The organism is Corynebacterium haematomassiliense, from assembly GCF_013978595.1.
GTDB classification, from domain to species: Bacteria; Actinomycetota; Actinomycetes; order Mycobacteriales; family Mycobacteriaceae; genus Corynebacterium; species Corynebacterium lehmanniae.
On record NZ_JACDTZ010000001.1, the window covers coordinates 1,634,210 to 1,660,390 of the forward strand.

The 26,181-nt window shown below is 63.9% G+C and carries 23 protein-coding genes, 3 rRNA genes and 1 pseudogene; 10 read left to right on the top strand and 17 right to left on the bottom strand.

What is annotated here, in order from left to right; translation table 11 throughout:
- Positions 1-76 precede the first annotated feature (76 nt).
- Positions 77-1,249, top strand: coding sequence for an MFS transporter (locus H0193_RS07695; protein ID WP_236883433.1), 1,173 nt, complete (start codon positions 77-79; stop codon positions 1,247-1,249).
- 5 nt (positions 1,250-1,254) lie between these two features.
- Here the strand turns inward: H0193_RS07695 and H0193_RS07700 are convergent, their stop codons facing one another.
- Positions 1,255-2,730 (bottom strand): TM0106 family RecB-like putative nuclease, encoded by a 1,476-nt coding sequence (locus H0193_RS07700; protein ID WP_338026621.1) that lies wholly within the window; start codon positions 2,728-2,730, stop codon positions 1,255-1,257.
- 88 nt (positions 2,731-2,818) lie between these two features.
- On the opposite strand from H0193_RS07700, the gene H0193_RS07705 reads away from it, so the two are divergent.
- Positions 2,819-3,454, top strand: a complete 636-nt coding sequence (locus H0193_RS07705; RefSeq protein ID WP_181889281.1) for a DUF6474 family protein — start codon at positions 2,819-2,821, stop codon at positions 3,452-3,454.
- Positions 3,455-3,458: 4 nt separating this feature from the next.
- Here the strand turns inward: H0193_RS07705 and H0193_RS07710 are convergent, their stop codons facing one another.
- A complete protein-coding gene (locus tag H0193_RS07710) occupies positions 3,459-4,097 on the bottom strand; it encodes a LuxR C-terminal-related transcriptional regulator (protein ID WP_181889282.1) in 639 nt (212 codons plus the stop codon).
- A complete protein-coding gene (locus tag H0193_RS07715; RefSeq protein ID WP_181889283.1) occupies positions 4,075-5,352 on the bottom strand; it encodes a sensor histidine kinase in 1,278 nt (425 codons plus the stop codon). Before H0193_RS07715 ends, H0193_RS07710 begins: the two co-directional genes overlap by 23 nt.
- Between H0193_RS07715 and H0193_RS07720 the strand changes: the two genes are divergently transcribed.
- A complete protein-coding gene (locus H0193_RS07720) occupies positions 5,351-5,896 on the top strand; it encodes a DUF2020 domain-containing protein (RefSeq protein ID WP_181889284.1) in 546 nt (181 codons plus the stop codon). The two genes, H0193_RS07715 and H0193_RS07720, sit on opposite strands and share 2 nt — an antisense overlap.
- Positions 5,893-6,846 (top strand): TIGR00730 family Rossman fold protein, encoded by a 954-nt coding sequence (locus H0193_RS07725; RefSeq protein WP_239356147.1) that lies wholly within the window; start codon positions 5,893-5,895, stop codon positions 6,844-6,846. The genes H0193_RS07720 and H0193_RS07725 overlap by 4 nt, the downstream gene beginning before the upstream one ends.
- A gap of 4 nt (positions 6,847-6,850) precedes the next feature.
- Here the strand turns inward: H0193_RS07725 and H0193_RS07730 are convergent, their stop codons facing one another.
- The 6 genes from H0193_RS07730 to H0193_RS07755 form a co-directional block, all read right to left on the bottom strand.
- On the bottom strand, positions 6,851-7,003 hold the full coding sequence (locus tag H0193_RS07730; RefSeq protein WP_035000279.1) for a hypothetical protein: 153 nt from the start codon (positions 7,001-7,003) through the stop codon (positions 6,851-6,853).
- A gap of 2 nt (positions 7,004-7,005) precedes the next feature.
- Positions 7,006-7,812: a class E sortase gene (locus H0193_RS07735; protein ID WP_181889285.1), complete on the bottom strand. Its 807-nt coding sequence runs from the start codon at positions 7,810-7,812 to the stop codon at positions 7,006-7,008.
- Positions 7,813-7,836: 24 nt separating this feature from the next.
- Positions 7,837-8,463 (bottom strand): TetR/AcrR family transcriptional regulator, encoded by a 627-nt coding sequence (locus H0193_RS07740; RefSeq protein ID WP_070475886.1) that lies wholly within the window; start codon positions 8,461-8,463, stop codon positions 7,837-7,839.
- Between the two features lie 112 nt (positions 8,464-8,575).
- On the bottom strand, positions 8,576-8,845 hold the full coding sequence (locus H0193_RS07745) for a GlsB/YeaQ/YmgE family stress response membrane protein (protein WP_181889286.1): 270 nt from the start codon (positions 8,843-8,845) through the stop codon (positions 8,576-8,578).
- A gap of 104 nt (positions 8,846-8,949) precedes the next feature.
- On the bottom strand, positions 8,950-9,846 hold the full coding sequence (locus H0193_RS07750) for a universal stress protein (RefSeq protein WP_181889287.1): 897 nt from the start codon (positions 9,844-9,846) through the stop codon (positions 8,950-8,952).
- 58 nt (positions 9,847-9,904) lie between these two features.
- Positions 9,905-10,051, bottom strand: a complete 147-nt coding sequence (locus H0193_RS07755) for a hypothetical protein (protein ID WP_181889288.1) — start codon at positions 10,049-10,051, stop codon at positions 9,905-9,907.
- A 22-nt stretch (positions 10,052-10,073) separates the two neighbouring features.
- On the opposite strand from H0193_RS07755, the gene H0193_RS07760 reads away from it, so the two are divergent.
- Complete coding sequence (locus H0193_RS07760) at positions 10,074-11,054, top strand: pseudouridine synthase (RefSeq protein ID WP_236883434.1); 981 nt, start codon at positions 10,074-10,076, stop codon at positions 11,052-11,054.
- A gap of 946 nt (positions 11,055-12,000) precedes the next feature.
- Here the strand turns inward: H0193_RS07760 and rrf are convergent.
- The 6 genes from rrf to H0193_RS07790 form a co-directional block, all read right to left on the bottom strand.
- Positions 12,001-12,118 (bottom strand): 5S ribosomal RNA (rrf, locus tag H0193_RS07765).
- A 170-nt stretch (positions 12,119-12,288) separates the two neighbouring features.
- Positions 12,289-15,372 (bottom strand): 23S ribosomal RNA (locus H0193_RS07770).
- Positions 15,373-15,775: 403 nt separating this feature from the next.
- Positions 15,776-17,291 (bottom strand): 16S ribosomal RNA (locus H0193_RS07775).
- The 16S, 23S and 5S rRNA genes sit together here, the layout of an rRNA operon.
- A gap of 559 nt (positions 17,292-17,850) precedes the next feature.
- The gene (locus H0193_RS07780) at positions 17,851-18,849 is read right to left on the bottom strand and encodes a hypothetical protein (RefSeq protein ID WP_181889290.1); all 999 of its coding nucleotides are present in this window, start codon (positions 18,847-18,849) and stop codon (positions 17,851-17,853) included.
- A complete protein-coding gene (locus H0193_RS07785) occupies positions 18,849-19,607 on the bottom strand; it encodes an ATP-binding cassette domain-containing protein (protein ID WP_181889291.1) in 759 nt (252 codons plus the stop codon). The genes H0193_RS07780 and H0193_RS07785 overlap by 1 nt, the downstream gene beginning before the upstream one ends.
- On the bottom strand, positions 19,604-19,978 hold the full coding sequence (locus H0193_RS07790) for a GntR family transcriptional regulator (protein ID WP_181889292.1): 375 nt from the start codon (positions 19,976-19,978) through the stop codon (positions 19,604-19,606). The genes H0193_RS07785 and H0193_RS07790 overlap by 4 nt, the downstream gene beginning before the upstream one ends.
- A gap of 183 nt (positions 19,979-20,161) precedes the next feature.
- Between H0193_RS07790 and H0193_RS07795 the strand changes: the two genes are divergently transcribed.
- Both H0193_RS07795 and H0193_RS12375 read left to right on the top strand, forming a co-directional pair.
- A complete protein-coding gene (locus tag H0193_RS07795) occupies positions 20,162-21,328 on the top strand; it encodes an NYN domain-containing protein (protein ID WP_236883435.1) in 1,167 nt (388 codons plus the stop codon).
- Positions 21,216-21,566: pseudogene (locus tag H0193_RS12375) on the top strand (NYN domain-containing protein); the annotation flags it as partial. The gene H0193_RS07795 and the pseudogene H0193_RS12375, both read left to right, overlap by 113 nt.
- A gap of 316 nt (positions 21,567-21,882) precedes the next feature.
- On the opposite strand, the gene H0193_RS07800 reads toward H0193_RS12375, so the two are convergent.
- Complete coding sequence (locus H0193_RS07800) at positions 21,883-22,848, bottom strand: PspA/IM30 family protein (protein ID WP_181889293.1); 966 nt, start codon at positions 22,846-22,848, stop codon at positions 21,883-21,885.
- A gap of 88 nt (positions 22,849-22,936) precedes the next feature.
- Positions 22,937-23,308 carry a thioredoxin family protein gene (locus H0193_RS07805; protein WP_181889294.1) on the bottom strand — a complete coding sequence of 124 codons (372 nt, stop codon included), beginning with the start codon at positions 23,306-23,308 and terminating at the stop codon, positions 22,937-22,939.
- Between the two features lie 121 nt (positions 23,309-23,429).
- Between H0193_RS07805 and H0193_RS07810 the strand changes: the two genes are divergently transcribed.
- Genes H0193_RS07810 through H0193_RS07820 form a run of 3 tightly spaced genes read left to right on the top strand, consistent with a single transcriptional unit; the run spans position 23,430 to position 26,145 of the window.
- Positions 23,430-23,630 carry a heavy-metal-associated domain-containing protein gene (locus tag H0193_RS07810; protein ID WP_070472153.1) on the top strand — a complete coding sequence of 67 codons (201 nt, stop codon included), beginning with the start codon at positions 23,430-23,432 and terminating at the stop codon, positions 23,628-23,630.
- Positions 23,631-23,642: 12 nt separating this feature from the next.
- Positions 23,643-23,843 carry a heavy-metal-associated domain-containing protein gene (locus H0193_RS07815; protein WP_181889295.1) on the top strand — a complete coding sequence of 67 codons (201 nt, stop codon included), beginning with the start codon at positions 23,643-23,645 and terminating at the stop codon, positions 23,841-23,843.
- 34 nt (positions 23,844-23,877) lie between these two features.
- Positions 23,878-26,145, top strand: coding sequence for a heavy metal translocating P-type ATPase (locus tag H0193_RS07820; protein WP_181889296.1), 2,268 nt, complete (start codon positions 23,878-23,880; stop codon positions 26,143-26,145).
- The last annotated feature ends 36 nt before the right edge of the window (positions 26,146-26,181 follow it).

The following is a 26,181-nucleotide window of genomic DNA, read 5'->3' on the forward strand; positions in this document are numbered from 1 at the left end:
GATCCTAGGTTAGGCTTACCTTATCCCGCAAGAGGTTTTGCGAAATTCCTGCTGCGAATTTCCTAGCATGGTGGGCATGCAGAAAGGCAGCCTGGAATACCGTCGCGCAACGTGGGCCATGCTGGCGTTCGGACTAGCCATCTTCAACGCCTTGTACGCAACACAAGCACTGCTGCCCACCCTCACTACCGAACTGGCAGTGAGCCCGTCCACCGCTGCCCTGACCGTCTCCGCTGCCACCGGCGCCCTGGCGCTGTGCGTGGTGCCCGCCTCAATCCTGTCGGAGAAGTACGGGCGCGGACGAGTGCTGGTGGTCTCGGCGCTCGGCGCGACCGCGCTCGGCCTCGCGCTGCCGCTGGCGCAGACCGCGGGGCAGCTCATCGCCCTTCGCGCAGTGCAGGGCGCGCTCATCGCCGGCACCCCTGCGGTAGCCATGACCTGGCTGTCTGAAGAACTGGACCCGAACGATCTGCCCGGCGCGATGGGCCTGTACATCGCCGGTAACTCCATCGGTGGCTTGAGCGGGCGCCTTATCCCGGCCGGGCTTCTGGAGGTCACCTCCTGGCGCTGGGCCATGTTCGGCAGCGCCATGGTTGCCTTCACGCTGGCGGCGCTGGCGGCGTGGGCGTTGCCAGAGCAGCGCAATTTTGTGCCGAAGGCGTCGATACGCCCCAGCGTGGAGGTGCGCGCGATGCTGGGCCACCTGAAAAACCCGCGGCTGGTGGGGCTGTACGCCACCGCATTTATCGCCATGGGTGTGTTCGTCTCCATGTACAACTTCTTCGGCTTCCGCGCGGTGCTGGACTACGGGCTGCCCGCGGCGCTGTCGGGCCTGGTGTACGTGGTGTACCTGTCCGGCACGTGGTCGAGCGCGCGGGCCGGCGCATTCTCCAAGCGCTACGGCCGCGGCCTGGTGGTGCTCGCCTCCGCGCTGCTGATGCTGGCGGGCGCGCTCGCCGTGGCCGCACCCAGCCTGTGGGTCGCGCTCGCCGGACTGCTCGTGTTCACGGCGAGCTTCTTCGCGCTCCACTCGACGGCCTCCGGCTGGGTCGGACTCATCGCCGAGCACGACCGCGCGGAAGCGTCCAGCATGTACGTGTTCTGCTACTACATGGGCTCGTCGATCCTGGGGGCGGCGACCGGCTGGGCCTACGAGGGGCTGCCGTGGGCCGGGTTCGTCGCGGTGCTCGCCGCGATGCTCACTGCACTAGCGCTGGTGGCCGTGGCGCTTTGGAAGGCGGAGCGGTAGGGCCGCTACACCGCGCCGAACTCCGGCACGCCCGGCGCGCCGGCGGCGAGGAAGTCGCGCACGGCGCGGGTGGCTCGGCAGTCGTCCTCGTTGTAGCGCAGCAGCATGTCGCGGGCGGCCTGGTCCCCGAACCGGGCGGCGCGGCGCAGCGCGACGGAGCGCTCGCCGTCGACGTCGTCGTCCTCCCACTCAAAGCCCACGACCGGGCCCAGCGCCTTCAGCCCCAGCCCGTCGGTGCCCACTAGCGATCGGCGCACGTGCGCGAACACGTCCACCCACTCGTCGGAGGCGATGAACGCGGCCACCTCGGCCTCGTCCACCGAGCCGAACCGCCTCGCGGAGGAGCGCAGCCAGTGGTTCTCCCCGCCCGCGGCGTAGCAGTAGGCGCGGAAGGTCTTGCCCTCGGCGTGGGCGGCCGCCCGGCGCGCCATCAGCCAGGACCAGAACGCGGCGAAGTTCTCCTCCTCGGCGTCGCCGCCGACATCGTCCCAGGTGACAAACGCGCGGTAGTCGGCGCCGTCGAACGTGCCCCACAGGTAGGCCCCCTGGTCCAGGTAGGCCTCCATATCCACGTCGACCTCCACGTCGGCGCGGGGCGCGGGCGCGAAACCGGGGCGCCGCAGCACGGGGATGCCTGCGCGCCAGGCGCGGGCCAGGGCGGCGGGTTCGGGCGGAGCTTCGTCGATAAGCTGCTGCACCGTATCGATCCCGCGCTCGCGCCACACGTCGCCGCGGCCGCCCGGAAGCAGCAGCGAGATGTCGTCGAGCTCGACCAGGCGCGGCTCGCACAGCGGCCAGAAACGGCAGGTGGCGCACTGTTTCAGGCGCTTTGGCTCGGTCGGCAGCGGCGCCAGCAGCGCGGCCACGAGCGGCTCGATGTAGCGCGACGGGTCGCACAGGTACGCACGCGTTCGGTCCTGGCCGATGACCGCCCCGCGGCCGTCCGCGCGCCCGCCGAGCAGCAGGTGCGCCAGCGTGACGCGGTAGCCGTCCACGGTGTGGTGGCGCGCCTTCGCCCCCACCACAAGTGGCTTGCCCAGCCCGAGCCGGCCGGTGGGGATCATCTCCAGCTCGGCGCTCGGGTGCGAGCGGGCGACGCGGTGGTTGGAAATCACCACGGGCAGGTACCCGGCGTCGGTGCGCACGAGGATGTCCACATCGGCTTCCGCGTCCACGCCCTCCACCGCGCCGGTCAGGGTGGCGTTGGTGATCAGGTGCGCGCGGCGTCGTAAAGCATCCTGCGTTGCTGCCACACGGTCTGAGCCAGGGTCGATGTCCACCCGCACAAACGCCTTGCCAGCGCCGTCGCCCAGAGCGCGCTTGACGGGCAGCAGGTCGAACACGGCGGCGCGGGCGGCGTCGATCTGCGGCTGGCGCAGCAACGCCTCCGGCAATTCGGGTACGTCCGGGTGCGCGCGGCGCTGCCGCTGGCGGAAGCGGCAGCCCACAAGGTCCGAGGCGCGCACAGGTTCGTTACTCACAATGCCCCAAACGATACCTGGGCAGGGGTAGTGCCCCGGAAGGTAGAGTGAATGGGCGTTAGAGCGAACGATTAGAGGAGATACAACCATGGGTGTTTTCGAGGCCATCCGCAAGTCCCGCGCGAAGACGAAGGCCGAGGTCAAGGCGGCGCAGACGCACGCGCGCCAGCTGGCCAAGCAGGAGGCGAAGGCCGACGAGCGCGTGGCCAAGCTCCTGGACAAGGCGGAAAAGCGCCTGCTCAAGGAGGAGAAGAAGGGCCTGAAGCGTAAGCAGAAGCATGAGAAGGACCTGGCCAAGGCGCACCTGAAGCGCATCCAGGAGTCCGGCGTGACGCAGAAGAAGGCGAAGCAGTGGGTCTCCGCCGCGCGCATCCTGGTGCCGGTGCTGCTGCCGCTGGTGTACAAGGCGCTGACCTCGTTCCAGCAGGGCCAGGTGAACAACCGCGCCGCCGGTCTGGGTCTGACGTCGCAGGATCTCGCGCGCCACTCCGGCCGCGGCGCCGAGCTCAAGGCGCGTATCGACGCCGTCCGGCAGAACATCGACCAGACCGACAACCTCGGCGAGGGCTTCAAGGGCGACGCGCGCGTGCGTCTCGACGAGCTGGAGCAGGCCGTGCGCAACGCCGAGCACGCCAACCCGGAGCAGCGCCGCCTGGCGCACAACTCCATCGACGAGGACCTGAACAAGCTGGCGGCAGAGGTGCACGCCAAGCTGTCGAAGTAGCGCGCTACAGCACGCCTTGCTCGCGCGCGGACGCCACGGCGGAGGTGCGCGAGCGCACGCCCAGCTTGTCGTAGATGTGCACGAGGTGGGATTTCACGGTCGCCTCGGAGAGCATGAGCTGGCGGCCGATTTCGCGGTTGGAGGAACCGGCCGCGACTAGCTGGAGCACTTCCAGCTCGCGCGGGGTGAGCGAGGAGCGCGGGGTGCGTTCCCTGGATTCGAGCCGGTTGCGCACGACGGGGGACATGGTGGCGTCGCCGCGGGCAGTGGAGCGCACGGCTGCCACGAGTTCCTCCGGCGGCGCGTCTTTGAGCAGGTAGCCCACGGCGCCGGCTTCGATGGCGCCGAGGATGTCCGCGTCCGTGTCGTAGTTGGTCACCACCAGCACCTTGGGCGGGTTGGTCATGTTGGCCCGGATCGCGGCGGTGGCCTGGGCGCCTGTGGTCACGCGCTGGCCTTCCGCGCCGGCGCCGAAGCGCAGGTCCATGAGGATGACGTCGATGCCGCCGGCCTGCGCGGTGGCAATCGCGCCTTCGGCGGTGGCTACCTCGGCCACCACTTTGATGTCCTCGGCGGCTTCCAAAACGGAGCGCAGGCCGAGGCGGACAATCTCGTGGTCGTCAGCCAGCAGTACCCGGATCAACGTCGGTCTCCTCGTCAGAGTCAAGGTCAGTCTTTTGGTTGATACTAACCGGCACTGCCACGGTCAGCGCCGTCGGCCCGCCGGGCGCGGACTCAATCTCCAACTTTCCGCCCAGCTCCGCGGCCCGCGAGCGCATCGCGTCCAGCCCCAGGTGGCCCAGCCCGCTGGGTTTGAGCCCCTGCGCGTCCACGTCGAAGCCGCGGCCGTTGTCCACCACGTCCAGGCGCACTTCCTCCGGCGCGTAGGTCAGGGTGATGCGGGCGGCACTCGCCTCGGCGTGGTTGACCACGTTGGACACCGCGCCCTGGGCGATGCGCAGCAGCCCGGCCTCCACCCGCATGGGCAGCGGGACGGCCTCGCCGTCGACTTCCACCCCGATGTCCAGGCCGCCGGCCTCGCCGAAGTCCCCGGCCACCCGCGCCAGCGCGTCGCGCAGCGAGGACTCGGTCAGCGGCGCCGGCGCGAGCGCGGCGATCATCGCGCGGGTTTCCGCCAGGTTATTCGACGCCGCCCGGCGCGCCGTCTCCATCTTCCTCAGCGGCACTTGCGCAACCCCCTCCGGCAGCCCGCTTGCCCGCACGTCCTGCTCCGCCGAGTGCAGCAGCATCTGGATCGAGGAGAGGTTCTGCGCCACCGTGTCGTGCAGCTCGTGCGCGAGGCGTTCGCGCTCCTGGGCCACGCCGGCGGCGCGTTCGGTGTCGGCGAGGCGGTCGCGTGTGGCCAGCAGTTCGTCGATAAGCTGCTGCCTCTCACGGCTGACCCGGGTGATGGTGTCGAAGGCGTACGCGATCGCCACCACAACCACCGCGGACAGCGCCGGGCCCATAATCCCGCCCAGGGTCAGCCCCGCCGGGATCTGCATAGCGATAGAGATGCCCAGGCACGCCACCACCCACGCGTAGCCGACCCAGTTGTCGAAGGCGCGCAGCGCCACGAAGAACAGCACGAACACCCAGTACACGGCCACGGGCGAGACGGTCATGTCCGCCACCCACACCGCCGTCGCCCCCAGCATCCAGGCCACACGCCCCCACGCGCCCCAGCGGTACATCTCCACCATGCCGTAGAACAGCAGAAACGCGAACGCGGCGGTCAGCACAATGTGCAGCAGCGCCTCGTTGAGCGGCATGCGCGCGAGCGCACCGAAGGAGACGAGCATGAGGCACACCGCCAGCACCGTGATGCCCAAATCGAGCGCCCGGTAGTCCGCGGTCTTTCCGGGATGCTGCTCCAACAGCACTAATCTGGAGCTCATGCGTCTGAGAGTACCCACCGCCCTGTTCGTGCTCGCCCTCGCCGGGTGTTCGCAGGAGCCTTCGCCTATCGACGACCCTCCGGCCGCCCCCACACCCGAACCAGCCCTGCCAGTAGAAGCACTCCCCGACACCCCGCGCGACAGCTGGACCGAGTGCCCCTACCTGGACACCGAGTGGGTCGCGCAAACCAACGGCCAGCGCGTCACCGGCGTGGGCACGGACACCCGCTTCGACCCGCCGGCGTGCCAGTTCTGGTCCTACCCCGAGGAGCCGCAGCTGACCGTGCTGGTGCGCCACATGGACTCCGTGGAAGACGCCCGCGCCGTGGTGGACTTCGTCGCCCCGGTGGACCTGACCCAGCCGGCGGCGCTGCCCGGCGGGTGGGACGGCGGCCGCCACGGCGGCGGCGATGTGCCCGGCCGCATCGGCGCAGCGTACGCCGTGGCCAAAGGCGCTACCGCGGTGGCGGTGTTCACTAACCAGCACGAGTCTGTCAAGGCCGAAACGGTGGCGAAGGAAGTAATCGCTAACCTGGCCCTGTGAATACTCCCGTGATGATCTCCGTAGCCGCCATCGTGTTCACCGACGAGCAGGGCCGCGTGCTGTGCGTGCGCAAACACACCAGCCCGCGCTTCCAGCTGCCGGGCGGCAAGCCGGAGCCCGGCGAGACGCTGGTGGACACCGCGCTGCGCGAGACCCGGGAGGAGGTTGGCCTGGACGTCGACGCGGAAGATCTGAGCTACCTGGGCCAGTTCAGCGCGCCGGCCTCCAACGAGCCGGGCTGCACCGTCACCTCGACAGTGTTTTTGCACCCCGGCGCCGGCCTGTCCCCCGCGCCGGCAGCGGAGATCGCCGAGGCCCGCTGGATCGACCCCACGGCCCCCGACGCCGAGCTCGCGCCGCTGCTGCGCGGCGAGATCTTCCCGGCGCTGAAGTCCCGCGAGATCGAAGCCATCGCGGTCTACGCCGGGGCGCGCGAGGGCACCAACCCCAACAACGCCGCGTTGGCCAGGTCATTCGGCGAGGCGTTGGCGGAGGCCGACATCACCTTGGTCTACGGCGGGTCCAAATTGGGGCTGATGGGCGAGGTGGCCGAGGGGGCGTCGACAAGCATTGGCATCCTCACTGAACACCTGGTCAACTACGAGCTACAGTACGAAGGCCTCGAGCGCCTCGAGGTGGTGACTACCATGTCCGAGCGCAAGGCCCGCATGAGCGAGCTTGCCGACGCCATCGTGGCCCTACCCGGCGGCGCCGGCACCCTGGACGAGCTGTTCGAGGAATGGACCAGCCAACAACTCGGCCTGCACAACAAACCGATCGGGCTGTTGGGCAGCGAGTTCTGGGCGCCGCTGGTGGCGATGATCGACCACATGGTGGAGCAGGGCTTCATGCGGCGCACAGACCGCGCGCACATGGTCGTCGCCGACGACCCGCAGGAACTCCTGGCCAAACTGCGCGCCTGGGCGCCGCCGGTGCCGCGCTGGCTCTAAGGGGTTACACCGCGACGTCGTTGTAGGGCATCATCGACGACACCCACGGGTAAACAACCTCCATGAGCAGGAAAAACACGCCCACCAGAATGATCAGGGTGAGCAGCCACTTCACCGGAGCGGGGCCGGGAAGCTTGCGCCACAGTGCCGCATACATCGCTATCGCACCTCTTTCTTGGCTTTCATGGCGGGCGGCAGCGCGCCCGACGGGTCCTTCGGCTGCACCTCCGTGCGCACCGCGTGGATGATCATGCGCTCCGCGTTGGAGAACTGCGGATGGCACGTGGTCAGCGTGATCAGGCCCTCCATGCCCGGCTCCACCTTCGTCGAGCGGTTGCCCGGGATGGGGTTGACCACCTCAATGTCACCCGGCAGCGTGATCTCGCGGCCTTTGACCTGCGCGTAGTCGCCTGCCGCGATGCGTTCGTTGAGCTCGCCGGGCAGGCAATCGATGCCTTCCCTGCGGCGCTCCCCCGGGTCTAGCGACATCGGCAGCACGCGGTAGGTCACCCACTCGGTCTGCGTTTCCACCACGATGGCGTCGCAAGCCTTCAGCGCACCTAAGTCGTTGAACGGGGCGCCCTTGCCCACGCGGTGCCCGGCCACGGCGAAGTTGCCGTCCTCGCCCGGCATCTGAGTGCCCGGGTAGCGGCCCGGGCCGGTGAGCAGCTGGTGCTCCTGGACGCCCTCGACGATGGCGAACTGGTAGTCCTGGCCGAACGCCGGGATGTACATGCGCGCGAACGCGTCGCCCAGCTCCGTGGCCTTGGCCTGGCGGGGGTTGACCCACTGCTCTTCCAGACGGGTCTGCACCTCGTCCTGCATTTTGGCCGAGGCGATGTTTGTCCAATAAGACTCGTAAAACGCGAACAACAGCAGTAACACGCCGAACGTGAGCAGCAACTCGCCAATCACCTGCGAAGCGGTAACGCGGCGCGGCTGCGTGTGCATGTGGGCCGTGGTCATGCGGCTCAGCGTAGCGCCGGCGCGCTAGATGGAGTAATCCGGCGGCGGCGCGCCCAGCGTGTTCTCCGCCAGGGCGCGGGCGGTGCGCAGCGGCTCGACGCTGTGCAGGATCCTCGCGCCGGACAGCCCGCCGTCGAGGAAGATCAGCAGCTCATCCGCCAGCGCGGAGGACTCGTAGCCGTTCTTCTCCGTCAACAGCGCGGTGATCGTTTCGTGCATCCAAGAGCGGTGCGCCATGCACGCCGCGATGATGCGCTCTTCCGACTCCACCTCGGGGCGCGGGTATTCGCCCGCGGCGTTGAGGAAGGGCGAACCGCGGAAGTCCTTGTCCGGCTCTTCGTCGATAGCCATGTCGAAGAATGCGAGGATCTTCGCGTCCGCGTCCGGCGCCTTCGCGGCCCGCTCGCCCCACCGGGCGCGGAACTGCTCGTCCAGCTGCTCCAGGTAGGCGATGACAAGGTTGTCCTTCGAGCCCAGCAGCGAATACAGCGAGGCCTTCGCCACGTCCGCCTCGCGCAGAATCCGGTCGATGCCGATGACGCGGATGCCTTCTTCGGTGAACAGTTTTGTTGCAGCGTCCAGCAGCCTTTGGCGCGGGCTCGGCCGGTCGCGGCGGCGTTGCGCTGGCTTCTTCTTGCTGGTGGTGGCCAAGGAATACTCCTTCTTGGGTTGGTCGCCTATCAATATAGACAAACCGGTACGTATATTCCACCGGGCACGAAAAAATCCCCCGGGTTCCACCCGAGGGATTTCGCGCTTGTGCCTATCGACGCTTGCTGGTCACCAAATTGATGATCCACAGCAAAATCACCGCGCCGAGCAAGCAGGTGAGGAAGCTGAAGAACAGCCCGCCGCCGGCGACGTCCACGCCGAACACGGACAGCAGCCAGCCGCCGAGCAGACCGCCGATAACGCCGACCACGATATTCAAGCCGATGCCCATCTGTGCGTCACGGTTCTGAATCTTGGAACCGATCCAGCCAGCAAGGCCGCCGATAACAATCCAACCGATAAGACCCATTGCAGGTGCCATAGTGTTTCAAACCCTTCTAATTGCTTTAATCATTACGGGAGCCATTATGCGCCTCTTATGATTTGGGCGAGCAACGCATCGCATGCAATTGCGTAACAATTCGCTTACGAATCTTGTGTACGCACGACCATCATCGGGCACGGCGCTTCCTGCAGCAGCGCGCGCGACGTGGAGCCCAGCAGCATGCCCTTGAAGCCGCCCCGGCCGTGGGAGCCGGTGACCAGCAGCTGCGCGCCTTCGGCGGCGCTGGCCAGCGCACGGACCGGGCGGTCGCGCGTGATGGTCTTCTTCACCACCACGTCCGGGTACTGCTCCGCGAGCTCGTTCAGGTAGCTGCCAAGCAGCTCTTCTTTCTCCGCCTGCACAGCCTTCCAGTGGTCCTCGGAGACCGCATATCCTGCGCCCGGGCCCTGGATTTGAGTGTCAACCCAGGTGTGCACCGCGTGCAGCTCAGCACCGCGCGCGGCCGCCTCCTCGAAGGCAACTTCGGTGGCGCGGCGGGACACCTCAGAGCCGTCCACGCCGACCACGACAGGGCCATACTTGTTCGCTTCAGTCACCGCGTTGTCTTCGCGAACAACCACCACCGGGCAGGACGCGTGCGAGACGACGGCGCCGGATACGGAGCCGAGCACCATGCCGGAAATGCCGCTCAGGCCGCGCGAGCCCATGACCACCATGGTGCATTCCTTCGACATCTCCAGCAGCATGTCAATCGGAGAGCCCTCCGCGACCGCGTGGCCGATGTGCAGGTCCGGCGCAACATCGAGCGCGATTTCGCGCGCGCGGTCAACGGTCTGCAGGGTCTCACGCTGCAGCTCGTCAAAGACCTCTTGTGGCGGCACCATGCCCTCCGCGTACAGGAACTGCGGCATGGAGTAGGCCGCCGCGAGCCGCAGCGGGATGTTGCGCTTCATCGCCGTATTTGCGGCCCACCGGACCGCATTGTCGGAGGCGGGGCTGTCGTCGACGGCAACAACAACGATATCTTCCTGGGTCATGTGCAAACCTTTCCTAGGATCGGCTGGTTATATCCCCATTCTAGTGCCGTCCGCGGGGTTAGCGCGGCAGTTCCTGCGGCGTCGCCGCCGGCGCGTTCGCGGGGAACAGCACCTGGTAGATCACGCTCAGAACGTCCATGATGGTCTTGCCGATGCCGTCCGAGAAGAACGCCACCAGCGGTTCAACCAATGCTCCAAAATCCATGGCGGCTAATCTACTACACAGCATGGCACGGAAGAAGACTCAGAAGACGGGGCCGCTGCCGCCCCGCGACGGCCTCGGCGCCTCCCGCGCGCGTGTGCCAGAAGGCCCAGGCATCACGGCCGCCGACTTCATCTGGGAACTGGTGTCCACCCAACGCCACCGCCACCCCGAGGACAACGTGGATGGGGTGCTGGCGAGGTTCACCGAAGGTCTCGTCGTAAAGCGAGATGGGTCCCCCATTGCAGCGGATGACCTGCTGGAACCGGGCACCGACGTGTTCTTCTACCGCCGCCCGGCCCCCGAAAAGCCCGTCCCCCACCAGATCACCACAGTGTTCGAGGACGACGACCTTCTCGTCGTGGACAAACCGCCATTCATCGCCACAATGCCCCGCGGCTCCCACATCACCGAAACCGCGACCGTGCGGCTGCGGCGCGCCACCGGGAACGAAGAGCTCACGCCCGCGCACCGCCTCGACCGCGCCACCTCAGGGCTCCTTCTCCTGACCAAACGCCGCGCCATCCGCGGCGCCTACCAGGAGCTCTTCGCGCGCCGCGAGGTACGCAAGGAGTACCAAGCAATCGCATTGCTTCACGACGTCCCTCCGGCCACCCCCTGGCACCACCACCTCACCAAACAGTCCGGCGAACCCGCAGCGAGGCTGGTGCCCGGCGAAGAACCCAACGCCACGACAGTGGTTGACAGCGTTTCCCGCCTCGACCCTGACCTGGAGGCGTCGTTGCAGAAGCGCTACGGGGTTGCAGGCGCCCTAGGGCGGTATGTTTTGCAGCCAGAAACCGGACGCACACATCAGCTACGCGTGCAAATGATGGCGGAGGCCGCCCCAATTCTTGGCGACCGCATCTACCCCACACTGTTGCCCGCCGACGACGAGGACTTCGCCGTACCGATGCTGCTCAGGTGCACCGGCCTAGAGTTCACCGACCCATTGAGCGGGTGCGTTCGGGACTTCAAGCTCAGCGACGACTGGCCTGTGCTGTAGCTGCGACTCCTCCGCGCCGGAAGTTTTGACTTGCGTTGGTGGGTGTCGACCCATTGTTGGTGGGGCCGTGGTTGTCCGCAATGCGGAAGTCCGCACGGCGGATTTCCCAGGGGCGCCGGCAGCCTGGGGGGTGGTCTCCGCTGCTCAGCTAAGGGGCCCCTGCGGCGACGTGCGGCGTACCGGTTGTGCACGAATCGACAGCGCTGCCACGTTTGCCCAGGTGAATTCTGGGGAGGCGGGTTGTTTCGTCGATTCGTACAATTCGTGGGTGCGGGCCAATGATGGGTGTGTGCGGGGTTGTCCGCAATGCGGAGTCCGCAATGGCGCCGGCAGCCTGGGGGTGGTCTCGTAGAAGTTGACGACCGGCCGGTATCCGGCGACCGTTTCCCCAGGTCGCAAATCGGTGTTGTCAGCTTTTGCGAAACCCCATCTACCGGACAGCAAGTTCGTTGGAGTGCACCCATAGTTGGCGGCACCGCCGTTGTCCGCAATGCGGAGTTTGGTGCCAATGATGGGTGCGGGTGTGGTTGTCCGCAATGCGGCGTCCGCAAGGGCGCCGGAAGAGGTGTCTCGCAGAAGTTGACGAGCGGCCGGTTTTCACCCCGTGTTTCTCCAGGTTGCAAAACGCTGTTGTCAGCTTTTACGAAACCCCGCCTACCGGACGGCAGGTCCGTTGGTGTCCACCCATTGTTGGCGGTGTCGCTGGTGTCCGCAATGCGAAGTTTGCTCGGGTACGGAAATTCGTGGGTTCCCGCCAATGATGGGTGCGGGCGGGGTTGTCCGCAATGCGTAAGTCCGCACGACACCGGGTGCTTGTGGGTGCACACCAATTGTTGGTGTCGGTCGTGTTGTCCGCAATGCGCAACCCCGCAAACATGCAACACCAAAAGAAGGCACCCGCCACACAAATGGTTGTGTGGCGGGTGCTTGTTGTGTGAAGTTGTTGGGTCGGCGGTAACCTACTCTCCCACTCCCTCCCGGGGGCAGTACCATCGGCGCGGGCGGGCTTAGCTTCCGGGTTCGGAATGGGACCGGGCGTTTCCCCGCCGCCATCAACCACCGACACACCTGTGGGGGCGTGTACGGCTGATCATGTCAGCAGTATGTAATTGTGTCGGCCAACACTGTGTGTGGTGTTGGTGTGTTGTGTCAGTGACTGCACAGTGGACGCGGAGCATGTTGCTCTTGCTTGTGTTTGTTTCGCGGTGTTCACACCCTTGGTTGGTGTGCGACGATGCGTGTGTTTATTGGTGTATTAGTACCGGTCGCCTCCACACATTACTGTGCTTCCAGGTCCGGCCTATCAACCCAGTCGTCTTCTGGGAACCTCAAATGAAACCTCATCTTAAAACAGGCTTCCCGCTTAGATGCTTTCAGCGGTTATCCCTTCCGTACGTAGCCAACCAGCCGTGCTCCTGGCGGAACAACTGGCACACTAGAGGTACGTCCGTCCCGGTCCTCTCGTACTAGGGACAGCCTTCTTCAAGTTTCAACGCGCGCGGCGGATAGAGACCGAACTGTCTCACGACGTTCTGAACCCAGCTCGCGTGCCGCTTTAATGGGCGAACAGCCCAACCCTTGGGACCTACTCCAGCCCCAGGATGCGACGAGCCGACATCGAGGTGCCAAACCATCCCGTCGATATGGACTCTTGGGGAAGATCAGCCTGTTATCCCCGGGGTACCTTTTATCCGTTGAGCGACACCACATCCACAAGTAGGTGCCGGATCACTAGTCCCGACTTTCGTCCCTGCTCGACTAGTCAGTCTCGCAGTCAAGCTCCCTTGTGCACTTACACTCTGAACACCTGATTGCCAACCAGGCTGAGGGAACCTTTGGGCGCCTCCGTTACATTTTGGGAGGCAACCGCCCCAGTTAAACTACCCACCAGGCACTGTCCCCAACCCAGATCATGGGCCAAGGTTAGATATCCACTACGGTCAGAGTGGTATTTCAACAACGACTCCACACACACTAGCGTGCATGCATCAACGTCTCCCACCTATCCTACACAAACCGCACCGAATGCCAATACCAAGCTATAGTGAAGGTCCCGGGGTCTTTTCGTCCTGCCGCGCGAAACGAGCATCTTTACTCGTACTGCAATTTCACCGGGCCTGTGGTTGAGACAGCAGGGGAGTCGTTACGCCATTCGTGCAGGTCGGAACTTACCCGACAAGGAATTTCGCTACCTTAGGATGGTTATAGTTACCACCGCCGTTTACTGGGGCTTAAATTCTCCGCTTCGGACATGACGTCCTAACAGGTCCTCTTAACCTTCCAGCACCGGGCAGGCGTCAGTCCGTATACATCAACTTAACCGTCTTCGCACGGACCTGTGTTTTTGATAAACAGTCGCTCCCCTCTCTTCTCTGCGACCCACACCAGCTGCCGCACGTGAAGTGCTTGACTAGTGCGGGTCCCCCTTCTCCCGAAGTTACGGGGGCATTTTGCCGAGTTCCTTAACCACAGTTCACCCGCTCGCCTGAGTATTTTCTACCTGACCACCTGTGTCGGTTATGGGTACGGGCCGTATACGCACATCGCTAGAGGCTTTTCTCGGCAGTCCAGGATCACCAACATCACCCAAGCAAGGGCTACGCATCACGCCTCACACAAAAAACACCAGGATTTACCGTGGTGTCGTGCCACACGCTTGCACCGCAATCCAATCAGCGGCTCGGCTACCTCACTGCGTCACCCCATCACTGACCTACAACGGATCAGGCCCCACGCATCACCACCAACCAACCATCCCGAAGGATGGCAACGGTCGGCGGGTCAGGGTGGTTAGTATCACCGCTTCGATACTGGGCGCGCATATACGGGTACGGGAATATCAACCCGTTAACCATCGACTACGCCTGTCGGCCTCGCCTTAGGACCCGACTCACCCTGGGAAGACGAACTTGACCCAGGAACCCTTAGTCATCCGGCGGGCAAGATTCTCACTTGCCATTCGTTACTCATGCCTGCATTCTCACTCGCATGCAGTCCACCGCTCCTTCCGGTACGGCTTCACCCCACACACGACGCTCCCCTACCCAAACAAAAATGTTTGCCGCGGCTTCGGCGGTGTGCTTGAGCCCCACTACATTGTCGGCGCGGAACCACTCGACCAGTGAGCTATTACGCACTCTTTCAAGGATGGCTGCTTCTAAGCCAACCTCCTGGCTGTCTTCGCGATCCCACATCCTTTTCCACTTAGCACACCCTTAGGGGCCTTAACCGGCGATCTGGGCTGTTTCCCTCTCGACTATGAAGCTTATCCCCCACAGTCTCACTGCAATGCACCACTATAAACCGGTATTCGGAGTTTGGCTGACGTCGCTAAGATGATAGTCCCGCTCAACCAACCAGTAGCTCTACCTCCGGCAAGCTCACATCACGCTGCACCTAAATGCATTTCGGGGAGAACCAGCTATCACGGAGTTTGATTGGCCTTTCACCCCTACCCACAGCTCATCCCCTCAGTTTTCAACCTAAGTGGGTTCGCGCCTCCACAACCTCTTACAGCTGCTTCACACTGGCCATGGGTAGATCACCCCGCTTCGGGTCCAGGACATGCCACTTGCCACCCTATTCGGATTCGCTTTCGCTACGACTACCCCACAATCGGGTTAACCTCGCGACATGCCGCTGACTCGCAGGCTCATTCTTCAAAAGGCACGCCATCACACACAAAAAAGTGCTCTGACGGATTGTAAGCGCATGGTTTCAGGAACTCTTTCACTCCCCTCCCGGGGTACTTTTCACCATTCCCTCACGGTACTTAATTCACTATCGGTCACACTGAGTATTTAGGCTTACCGGGTGGTCCCGGCAGATTCACAGCAGATTCCACGAGCCCGCTGCTACTCGGGGAAAACACAAACCACACAACCACACACACCTTCACGTACAGGACTTTTCACCTACTCCGGCGCACCATCCCAGATGCTTCCGCTGATATGTGCGCATTGCGCGTGCAGTTGACAGCCTGCACCATTTGCGCCCCACAACACCGCACACGCAACCCCTGCCAGGTATCACACGCACACGGTTTAGCCTCATCCGCTATCGCTCGCCACTACACACGGAATCACAATTGTTTTCTTCTCCTACGGGTACTGAGATGTTTCACTTCCCCGCGTCAACCCCCACACAGACTATGTATTCACCTGCGGGTAACACCACACAACTGGTGCTGGGTTTCCCCATTCGGACATCCTCGGATCAACGCTTTGTTGGCAACTCCCCGAGGCATAACGCAGCCTCACACGTCCTTCATCGGCTCAGCATGCCAAGGCATCCACCATACGCCCGTAACAAAACACACGGACACACAAACAATCAAGGTACAAACACCAAAACACAAAAAAGAAAGATACTCGCGTCCACTATACAGTTCTCACACAACACAACCCCCACACACAACCAACCACAACACAGTGGCCGATCCACGCAAGGGCCCAACAGGAACAACCTTGTGCTGCCCCAGACACCCAACAGTGCACCAACGCATAATCTTTTGTCACGCAAACCGGATGCATCCACCCACCAGGCACCACGCGGCGCACAACCCCTTCACAGGCCAGCCGCACCACCATCCAGACGATGCCACCATGACCTTGAAGGTGTGTCTCCACCCGGCAAAAATACTTCCGTGGCAGTCGCACACTCGGCGACTCAACCACACACACTTGGCCCACAACTGCGGGCGAATAATAAAAGCTCCTTAGAAAGGAGGTGATCCAGCCGCACCTTCCGGTACGGCTACCTTGTTACGACTTCGTCCCAATCGCCGATCCCACCTTCGACAGCTCCCATGACAGGCCACTGGCTTCGGGTGTTACCAACTTTCATGACGTGACGGGCGGTGTGTACAAGGCCCGGGAACGTATTCACCGCAGCGTTGCTGATCTGCGATTACTAGCGACTCCGACTTCATGGGGTCGAGTTGCAGACCCCAATCCGAACTACGACCGGCTTTACAGCGATTAGCTCACCCTCACAGGCTCGCAGACGCGTTGTACCGACCATTGTAGCATGTGTGAAGCCCTGGACATAAGGGGCATGATGATTTGACGTCATCCCCACCTTCCTCCGAGTTAACCCCGGCAGTCTCTCACGAGTCCCCACCATAACGTGCTGGCAACATAAGACAAGGGTTGCGCTCGTTGCGGGACTTAACCCAACATCTCACGACACGAGCTGACGACAACCATGCACCACCTGTACACCAACCACAAAGGGAAACCGTATCTCTACGGCGATCTGGTGTATGTCAAGCCCAGGTAAGGTTCTTCGCGTTGCATCGAATTAATCCACATGCTCCGCCGCTTGTGCGGGCCCCCGTCAATTCCTTTGAGTTTTAGCCTTGCGGCCGTACTCCCCAGGCGGGGCGCTTAATGCGTTAGCTACGGCACGAACCCCGTGGAAGGGACTCACACCTAGCGCCCACCGTTTACGGCATGGACTACCAGGGTATCTAATCCTGTTCGCTACCCATGCTTTCGCTCCTCAGCGTCAGTTACTGCCCAGAGACCTGCCTTCGCCATCGGTGTTCCTCCTGATATCTGCGCATTCCACCGCTACACCAGGAATTCCAGTCTCCCCTACAGCGCTCAAGTTATGCCCGTATCGCCTGCATTCCCGCAGTTAAGCTGCGGGCTTACACAAACGACGCGACAAACCACCTACGAGCTCTTTACGCCCAGTAATTCCGGACAACGCTCGCACCCTAAGTATTACCGCGGCTGCTGGCACGTAGTTAGCCGGTGCTTCTTCTCCAGGTACCGTCACTTGCGCTTCGTCCCTAGCGAAAGGAGTTTACAACCCGAAGGCCGTCATCCCCCACGCGGCGTCGCTGCATCAGGCTTGCGCCCATTGTGCAATATTCCCCACTGCTGCCTCCCGTAGGAGTCTGGGCCGTATCTCAGTCCCAATGTGGCCGTACACCCTCTCAGGCCGGCTACCCGTCGACGCCTTGGTAGGCCATTACCCCACCAACAAGCTGATAGGCCGCGAGCTCATCCCACACCGAAAAACTTTCCACAATGGCATCCAAACCATCGTCCTATCCGGTATTAGACCCAGTTTCCCAGGCTTATCCCGAAGTGCAGGGCAGATCACCCACGTGTTACTCACCCGTTCGCCACTCGAGTACCCCTGCAAGCAGGAGCCTTTCCGTTCGACTTGCATGTGTTAAGCACGCCGCCAGCGTTCATCCTGAGCCAGGATCAAACTCTCCACAAAAAGTTTCAGAAAGAAACAGGCCGTGAAAAGCCCAAACCCAACCAAAAACAAACCAACCAACACCCAAAACCAGGGCATCAAGTGACTGGCAAAAATCCAAAAATTACAAAGGTTCAACAACCAACCCCCAACCCGACGGGGTCGAAAACACAGGGGTCGGCCAAAAATACGTGAAACATGTTCAACCACACCCCACGCACACTGAACCAAACAGATGACGCGATCCATCATTGGAATTCAACCACGCCACCACCGGCACACACCCACAACAGGGCGCACACCACACAGTGCACAAAACGAGGCAGGCAAACACACCCACGCAACAAAAGTACATTGGCACACTATCGAGTTCTCAAACAACACCAGCACACCCAAACCAACCCACACAACAGTGGACCAGCCTCAAGTGACTTTGGAATCTGCCAGCGATTGTTTTCCTGCCCGCCACACAAACCGGAAAGAATCTCACTTTCCAGCGGGGCGTTGTCGGTCTCGCTGACTCGATATAAGTTACACACACCCCACACACAACACAAACCCGCAGCGCACAGACTGTTTTCTACCTGTTCTTAAGCGCTTGTTTGGGGTTCATATAGCCACCCAAATACGCCACCTGCATCACTACACCAACCAACAACAGCGCTCCGGCGACGACAAGGACGTAAACGGTCTCACTGTCCGTGAAGCTTTCCACTTCAACGGCTCGCGAGATGGGGATAAATAGGAATATCGTTGGATACAGCCCCATTTCGCTGCGCCGGGCTTTCAAGACCGATCCCAGCACCGCGCAGGCGAACGCACCCGCCGCCCCGACCACCACCGCGGCCCAGCTCAAACTCGAGACAACACCAACAACGACCATATAAAGCAGCACTGAGACAACTGTTGCCGCGAGCGATACTCCAAGCCAGCGCCGACGTGGCACCCCGTAGCTGGCGCCCACGTCTGTTCCGGCGATTGCCGAGCCGTGCATGCAATACATGCCGTACCAAACCAGCAGCGGCAAAGCCCCAATCCACACTCTGAGCGGCTCCGAACCAATGAAGCTTGCCAGGTACAGCGTCACGCAATGCGCCGCCGCGATACCGAATGCCCAGAGCAGCTGAGGTGTCCACACCAGCTCCACAAGGAAGCCGCGCGAGCCTAAGCGCGGCCGAACACGCTCACTCGCTTCGGGCACCTCGCCGGTGACGTAGCGCTGCCCCATGAGCAGGCCCATCGCCACAGCCCCCAAGGCGCCCACAACTCCAAACCAATCAGGCCGCAGCAGCAACGCGACGGCCGCGCCAATCACCACCGCCGGCACCACCGACATCGCGGCCAGTCGTAGCCGTCGACCCCGCGGCATGCCGTAGGCCGCGTACGCCGTCTTTTCCATTGAGAGCGCGCCGATGACAAACAAGGTCACAAATGCAGGCGTCATCACCGCAGTAAGCGGGTGGTCCGTAATCGTCGCGCCGAGCGCGAACATCGCCGCCAGCGGCACCATCCACAGCAACCTGTACAGCGAGGGCGCGACGAACTGGTGGCGAAAGAATCCGGGCAAGGTCGTGTTCATCAGTACACCTCCAGGTAGTGCTCGATGAGGTCGTCGAAGCGGGCGGGGCGGGCGTGGCGCGGCGCGGCGTCGATAGGCAAAAGCTCCCCTCCCACAACCGCGAAGGCGTCGGCGACTTCAGGGGCACATTGCTTTGCGACGGCCCCCTCACGCCCCAGAATCACTGCCGTATCCAGCACCTTCGCGGCGTCTTCGATGTGATGGGTGGCCATGACGATGGTGCGGCCGGTGTCCGCCTGGTCCAGCAGGTGGCGGTAGAACACCTCGGTGTTGTGGGTGTCCAGGCCGACGTAGGGCTCGTCCAGGAGCAGAAGATCGGTGCCGGATGCCAAGCCGATGACGATGGCGACCATGGCCCGTTGGCCGCGGGAAAGTTTCTCGTAACGGGTTTCCAGTGCCTGGTCCATGGCGAAGTCGGCGGTCAGCGCGTCGGCAAGCTGCTGGTCCCAGGTGCGGTAGCGCAACCGCGCACCCTTGATCACGTCCGCGCCGGACCACGTGCCCGGGTAGGCGGTATCAACGCCGGTCAGGCACGTGTTGTCCATGACGAAGGCGTTGTCGAAGGGGCGCACGCCGAACACCTCGACGGTGCCGGAGGTGGGTTTGAGTTGACCGGAGAGGATGCGCAGCAGCGTAGATTTTCCCACGCCGTTGCGGCCGAGCAGGCCGTGGATGCCGGGGCCCAGATCCAGGTCGACGCCGGTGAGCACGTCCTTGGAACCGAAGCTGCGGGTCAGGTCGCGGGTGTGGATGGTCATTGGTACATGCCTCTGCTTTCTGCGACGCGGTCGATTAGGTCGTGGAGGTCGGAGCGGGTGTAGCCCAGGTGCAGGGCTTCGTCGATGAGCGGGGCGATGTAGTCGCCGGCGAAATCCTCGCGACGCTTCGCCAGGATCTGGTCGCGGGCCCCGTCGGTGACGAACATGCCCAGGCCGCGACGCTTTTCCAGCACGTGGTCGTCGACAAGCAATGCAAGGCCCTTGCGCGCCGTCGCGGGATTGATTTCGTGAAACTGGGCGAGCTGATTCGTCGACGGTGCTTGCTCGCCGGGCTGCAATGTGCCGTCGACGATGAGGTCGGCGACGAAGCTGGCGATCTGCACGAAGAGGGGCTCTGCTTCTGTGTTCATGCCCTGCCCTCCGGTTGATTGGTTAGTTACTCGAGTAACTAACTGACTATCACGCAGCCCGGGGGAGCGCAACCAGTTCGCAGGAAACCGTGACAAATACGACGTGGAATGACTGAGCTTTTTCAGGCAAGATGGTGCGTGTAACGCAACTTAGCAACGAAAAAGAATCGGAATTTAGGAGCCATGCTTGAACGCACACTTGTGTTCGTCGACACGTCATACCTTCTCGCGAGCTTTTACAACTCGTGGGAAATCGGCGCCCGCGCACAGTTAGAAATTGACCTGCCGGAGGTTGTGGCAACCCTCGGCAAAATGATCACCAACCAACTCAACCAACCCATCCACCGCCAGTTCTGGTACGACGGCATCCCCGACTCAGGCCCGCACCGCTACCAGCGCGCGCTGCGCACCTGCGACGGCGTGCAACTGCGCACCGGCCAACTCATCGAGTGGGGCGAGCGCCGCACCCAAAAAGGCGTGGACACCCGCCTCGTCGCCGACCTTGTGGTCAACGGCGTGAGCGAAAAATTCACCGATTTCGTGCTGGTCTCCGGCGACGCGGACATGATCCCCGGCGTCGAGGAAGTGACCAGCCGCGGCGCGCGCATGCACCTCTACGGCTTCGGCTGGGACTCCATGTCCTCCGCCCTGCGCCACGCCTGCGACAGCACCACCATCCTCGACCCGCGCGAAGACTTCGCCGACGCCATGCGCCTCCAGGTGCTCGAGGGCCCGCTCCCGCCCAGCATCAGGGAGCGCCCGCTTAACGACGCTGCTCCGCTCGAAGAGGCGGACGGCCCCACCGCGGTTCCAGGGCTGGGCCCCGACCCGCTCCGGCCGGACGCCGGCGCTGCGGGGGACAACTCGGATTCGGACGCTACTTCGGATGCCGCCTCTGCGGGTGCTTCGTCCGCCCCGAAGCCGGGACAGGCGCCTGCTGCCGCACCCGCCGCCCCTGCCGCCCCGAAGCCGTCGGACATCGTGGGCACCCCGACCTCGCAACAACGCACCCACCGCCCGGACGAACCAGAGATGGACGAGCCTTCCGAGGCACAGGTGGAGGCCAACAACGAGTCGAACAAGCCCGGCAACCAGAACGTCTCCAGCGAGCCCGACCGCCCGTCGGCGCCCGCCCCGTCGGCCCGGCCCGTCGGCACCCGCCGAAAGCGCGAAGCCGACGCCCGCGTCGCTCGCTTAGACCAACTCGGATGCGTCTGCGAGCGCGCCGAAGCCCGGCCCCAAGCCTGCGCCGAAGCCGTCGATGATGGCTCCGCGCCGCAAGCTGCGCTCCCGCTACGTGCCGCTTCCCGAAGAAGTGTGGACCTCCGCCGGCTTCCAAACCCCCTATGACGTGGGCCAGCAGTACGCCAACTGGTGGTTTGAAAACGCCGCCTCCAGCGAACAGCGCGACAACGCCCACCTCCTCTCCGGCGGCGGGCTGCCCCCGGAGATCGACCGGCCGCTGCTGCAGTTCGCCTGCGAAACCCTGCACGAGTACACCCTGTCCGAGACCCAGCGCGTCAATCTCCGCGACGGGTTCCACTCCGGCATCCGCGGCGTACTCATCAACATCCGCCGGGAGAGCTAGCGCGCGGTCCCGGCGTTTCTACGGCGCCCCCGGGGGCTTCGGCCCTTTGGGGCGCCTTTTCGCCCCTCTTGCAAGATAGTTCACTCGCTTGTGAACTAATCGGACTGCGGGCTTCCAGCGTCCTGGGGATATTGAATTATTCAACCGCCCAAGTGGAACTAATTCACCAAACCGCTCCCGGCGAGTGAACAAACTTGCCAGAGGGCGCCGACACTTCGTGGCGGAATCTGTCAGGCGGCCCCTCGACCCCCAGGTCAGCACAAACGGCCGCCGTAATCTGTCAGGCGGCCGTTTGTGATCTGCTAGTTGGAGGCGGTTAGTCCTCGTCGCGCATGTACTTCTCGGCGTCGGCGAGGATGTCGTCGGTGTTGTTGGCGTTGTCGGTGCTGGAGGTCTCCGGGGCGTCGGCGGCGACGCGGCGGGAGCTGCCGGACGGCTTCTGCTCGGCGGCCGAGTCGGTGGCCGAGTCGGCGCCCTCGCCCTGCGAGCCCTCGCCCTCACCAGAGCCCGCCTCGAGCTGGCGGTCCGCGTCACCGGCGCCCGCGCCGGAGCCGGCCTCGAGCTCGCCGGACATGGACGCGCGGATCTGGTCCAGACGGCTGGCGGCGGCAGCGTCGGTGGAGCCGGACTCGATCTCGGCCATGCGGTCGGTCATGGAGTCCTTCATCAGCTCCTGCTGGCCCAGGGCGTTGGCGTAGCGGCGCTCAATCTTGTCGCGCACACCGTCGAGGGTGGGCACGTTGTCGTCGTTGAACTGGTTCATCGAGTCCATGGTCTTGGCCGTCTGCTCCTGCATGCGGGCCTGGTTGAGCTGGGACTCGAGCTGAGAGACCTGGGAGAGCTGCTCCTTCAGGTGCGCCTCGGACTGCTGCTGCTTCTGCTGCGCTTCCTTGGCGGCGTGGTCGGCGGACGCGTAGGCCTGCTTGGTCTGCTCGAGCTCCTGCTCCACGGACACCAGCTGGGTGGCGATGACCTCGGCGGCGTTGTTGAACTGCTGCGCCTTCTCGGCGTCGCCGGCCGCCTCCGCCTTCTGCGCGGCCTGCAGGGCGGTGCGCGCCTTGTTCTGCAGATCCTCCTGGGACTTGATCAGGCGTTCCATCTTCATCTGCAGCTGGTTCCGGTTGCCGATGATGTTGGCCGCGTGCTCGGAGATCGCCTTGTGCTGCTCCTTCGCAGCAGCGACGGCTTGCTGGATCTGCACCTTCGGGTCTGCGTTCTGGTCGATCTTGGTGTCGAACGACTGCATGAGGTACTTCCAGCCCTTGCTAAACGGGTTCGCCATTGGAGTGTCCTTCCGGTGGTGGGGTTCGTCGTTAGGCAAGTGTACGCATGAAAAAAGCGCCCGTCTCGCGGGCGCTGAATAAAAAGGCCTACTGCTCGGAGGCGTTCTGCTCGGCAATCTGGCGGCGGACGTCATCCATGTCCAGGTCCTTGACCTGCTGGATAAGGTCGTCCAACGCGGCCGGCGGCAAGGCGCCAGCGTTCTGGTAAATCAGGATGCCGTCGCGGAACGCCATCAGCGTCGGGATCGCCCGGATGTCCAACCCCCTGGCCACCTGCTGGTTGGCCTCGGTGTCGAGCTTGGCAAAGGTGACATCGGTGTGCTTTTCAGAGGCCTTCTCGTAGGTCGGCGCGAACTGCTTGCACGGGCCGCACCAGTCCGCCCATGCGTCCACAAACACGATGCCGTCTTGGGTAACGGTGTCCTGGAAAGTGTCATCGGTTACATCGATCGTGCTCAAAGTACGCTCCCTAAAGCTTTTGGTTATTGTTGTAGAGATTGCAACGGGTACAACCCTAACAATGTCCGAGCTATTCCAAGCCGGGCTGGAACGAGTGGAAACCAGGAGGCGTGCAGCAGCCATGACGAAGACGTACCGGATCTCGGGCCCGAAGGACGAAGTCGCGGTCGATTCGCTCAAAGACGAGCTGTCGCTGGTGGACGGCACCCACGAGGTAGATGTGGACCTCGAGGCCGGGCACCTCACCGTTGTCGGCTTCACCTTCGCTGACGAAGATATTGTGCAGGCGGCGAAAAACGCCGGCTACGTAATCGAGATATAAGGAGGACACACCATGGCTGAACGCGAGTTCAACGTTGAGGGCATGACCTGCGGGCACTGCGAAATGAGCGTGCAGGAGGAGATCTCCGAGGTCGCCGGTGTGACCGCTGTGAAGGCGGACCACACCACCGGGACTGTCACCGTCGAGGGTGACGGTTTTTCCACCGACGACATCGCGGCCGCGGTGAAAGAAGCTGGTTACACACTGGCCTAACGCTTAGGCCCGGCCCGGGCCTAAAGTGGGGGTTATGACTGAAACCCCCATAGCATTGCAGCACGTCGAGCTAGGCGTGACGGGGATGACCTGCTCGTCGTGCTCTTCGCGCGTGCAGCGCAAACTGAACAAGCTCGACGGCGTGGACGCCACGGTGAACTACTCCACCGAGACGGCCGCCGTCGATTTCGATCCGGCGAAGGCGTCGTCGCAGTTGCTTATCGACGAAGTACGCTCCGCCGGGTACGACGCGTTTGAAATGACTGATGACGCGGTGGGGGGTGACGCGGCGGCGGCCGGAGGGGCGTCGACAAGCGAGAAGCTCGAAGGCGCGCGCCTGGAGGAAGCCGAGAAGCTGAAACGCACCACGATTTGGGCGGCGCTGGTCTCGCTGCCGGTGATGGTGGTGAGCATGGTGCCGGCGCTGCAGTTCACCAACTGGCAGTGGGCGGCGTTTGCGGCGGCGACGCTGGTGTTTTTCGCCGCGGGCAGCGTGTTTCACCGCGCGACCTGGGTGAACCTGAAGCACGGCGCGGCGACGATGGACACGCTGATCACGCTGGGCACGTCCGCGGCGTACCTGTGGTCCGTGTGGGCGCTGTTTTTCGGCAACGCGGGCGAGCCGGGGATGACCATGGAGATGTCCATCTTCCCGTCGCACGCGGGCATGGACGAGATCTACCTCGAGTCCGTGTGCGTGGTGATTACGTTCCTGCTGCTAGGCAGGTGGTTTGAAACGCGGGCGAAGGGGCAGTCCTCGGAGGCGCTGCGCGAGCTTTTGGACATGGGCGCCAAGGACGCCGCCGTGATCCGGGGCGGCAAGGAAGTGCGCGTGCCGATTGCCCAAGTGGCGGTGGGCGACACGTTCATCGTGCGCCCCGGCGAGAAGATCGCCACCGACGGCCGCGTGGTCTCCGGGCACTCCGCGGTGGACGAATCCATGCTCACCGGCGAGTCCGTGCCCGTGGAGGTCACCGAGGGCTCCGCGGTCACCGGCGCCACGCTGAACACTTCCGGGCGCCTGGTGGTGGAGGCCACCCGGGTCGGCGCCGAAACCACGCTCGCGCAGATGGGCAAGCTCGTGCGCGACGCGCAGGCCGGCAAGGCGCCGGTGGAGCGGCTGGTGGACAAGATCTCGCAGGTCTTCGTGCCCGTGGTGGTGCTGGTTGCGCTTGTGACGCTGGCCGGACACCTCCTGGTGGGCCATAGCGTTGCCCACGCGTTCACCGCGGCGGTGGCGGTGCTGATCATCGCCTGCCCGTGCGCGCTTGGGCTTGCCACCCCGACCGCGATCCTGGTGGGCACCGGCCGCGGCGCCCAGCTGGGGCTGCTGATCAAGGGCCCTGAAGTGCTCGAATCCACCCGCCAGGTGGACACGGTGGTCATGGACAAGACCGGCACGATCACGTCGGGCGAGATGGGGGTTGCGGACGTCGTCGCAGCGGACGGCTTCGATGCCGACGAGGTACTGCGGCTCGCCGCCGGCGTGGAGGCCGGCTCCGAGCACCCGATCGCCCGCGCGATCGTGGAGGCGGCCAGCGAGGTGCCGGCCTCGGAGAACTTCCAAAATGAGGTGGGCAAGGGAGCGTCCGCGCTTATCGACGGCCACCCGGTCCGCGTCGGCCGCCCCTCCGTGCCGCTTGGCGGTCTGGCCAGCGCCTTCGAAGACGCCGAACGTGCAGGGGCGACCCCGGTGGCCGTCGAGGTGGACGGCGCCCTGGCCGGGTTCGTCGCGGTGCGCGACACCGTGAAGGCAGATTCCGCCGACGCCGTGGCGCAGCTGCGGGAGCTGGGGCTGACGCCTCACCTGCTCACCGGCGACAACGCCGGCGCGGCAGAGGCCGTCGCGGCGGAAGTGGGCATCGACCCGGCTAACGTCACCGCGGGCGTCCTGCCGGAGGACAAGGTGGAGGTGGTCAAGCGCCTCCAGGCCGAGGGCAAACACGTGGCCATGGTCGGCGACGGTGTCAACGACGCCGCCGCGCTCGCCCAGGCGGACCTGGGCTTGGCCATGGGCGCGGGCACGGACGTGGCCATCGAGGCCGCGGACATCGCGCTGATGCGCAACTCGCTGACCTCGGCTGCGGACGCGATCAGGCTGTCGCGCAAGACCTTGAAGACGATCAAGGGCAACCTGTTCTGGGCGTTCGCCTACAACGTCATCCTCATCCCGGTGGCGGCGCTGGGCTTTCTCAACCCGATGCTCGCCGGCATCGCGATGGCGTTCAGCTCGGTGTTCGTGGTGTCGAACTCGCTGCGGCTGCGGGCGTTCAACTCCGTGTCGTCGGGAGCAGGTGAATAAAAACTGCCAACGCGCGGGCGAGCGCGCCCTACACTC

Bases quoted from the DNA above. Each gene is read 5' to 3' on its own strand.
- H0193_RS07695 (WP_236883433.1), top strand. From the start codon at position 77: ATGCAGAAAGGCAGCCTGGAATACCGTCGCGCAACGTGGGCCATGCTG.
- H0193_RS07705 (WP_181889281.1), top strand. From the start codon at position 2,819: ATGGGTGTTTTCGAGGCCATCCGCAAGTCCCGCGCGAAGACGAAGGCC.
- H0193_RS07720 (WP_181889284.1), top strand. From the start codon at position 5,351: ATGCGTCTGAGAGTACCCACCGCCCTGTTCGTGCTCGCCCTCGCCGGG.
- H0193_RS07715 (WP_181889283.1), bottom strand. From the start codon at position 5,352: ATGAGCTCCAGATTAGTGCTGTTGGAGCAGCATCCCGGAAAGACCGCG.
- H0193_RS07730 (WP_035000279.1), bottom strand. From the start codon at position 7,003: ATGTATGCGGCACTGTGGCGCAAGCTTCCCGGCCCCGCTCCGGTGAAG.
- H0193_RS07735 (WP_181889285.1), bottom strand. From the start codon at position 7,812: ATGACCACGGCCCACATGCACACGCAGCCGCGCCGCGTTACCGCTTCG.
- H0193_RS07745 (WP_181889286.1), bottom strand. From the start codon at position 8,845: ATGGCACCTGCAATGGGTCTTATCGGTTGGATTGTTATCGGCGGCCTT.
- H0193_RS07750 (WP_181889287.1), bottom strand. From the start codon at position 9,846: ATGACCCAGGAAGATATCGTTGTTGTTGCCGTCGACGACAGCCCCGCC.
- H0193_RS07755 (WP_181889288.1), bottom strand. From the start codon at position 10,051: ATGGATTTTGGAGCATTGGTTGAACCGCTGGTGGCGTTCTTCTCGGAC.
- H0193_RS07760 (WP_236883434.1), top strand. From the start codon at position 10,074: ATGGCACGGAAGAAGACTCAGAAGACGGGGCCGCTGCCGCCCCGCGAC.
- H0193_RS07780 (WP_181889290.1), bottom strand. From the start codon at position 18,849: ATGAACACGACCTTGCCCGGATTCTTTCGCCACCAGTTCGTCGCGCCC.
- H0193_RS07785 (WP_181889291.1), bottom strand. From the start codon at position 19,607: ATGACCATCCACACCCGCGACCTGACCCGCAGCTTCGGTTCCAAGGAC.
- H0193_RS07790 (WP_181889292.1), bottom strand. From the start codon at position 19,978: ATGAACACAGAAGCAGAGCCCCTCTTCGTGCAGATCGCCAGCTTCGTC.
- H0193_RS07795 (WP_236883435.1), top strand. From the start codon at position 20,162: ATGCTTGAACGCACACTTGTGTTCGTCGACACGTCATACCTTCTCGCG.
- H0193_RS07800 (WP_181889293.1), bottom strand. From the start codon at position 22,848: ATGGCGAACCCGTTTAGCAAGGGCTGGAAGTACCTCATGCAGTCGTTC.
- H0193_RS07810 (WP_070472153.1), top strand. From the start codon at position 23,430: ATGACGAAGACGTACCGGATCTCGGGCCCGAAGGACGAAGTCGCGGTC.
- H0193_RS07815 (WP_181889295.1), top strand. From the start codon at position 23,643: ATGGCTGAACGCGAGTTCAACGTTGAGGGCATGACCTGCGGGCACTGC.
- H0193_RS07820 (WP_181889296.1), top strand. From the start codon at position 23,878: ATGACTGAAACCCCCATAGCATTGCAGCACGTCGAGCTAGGCGTGACG.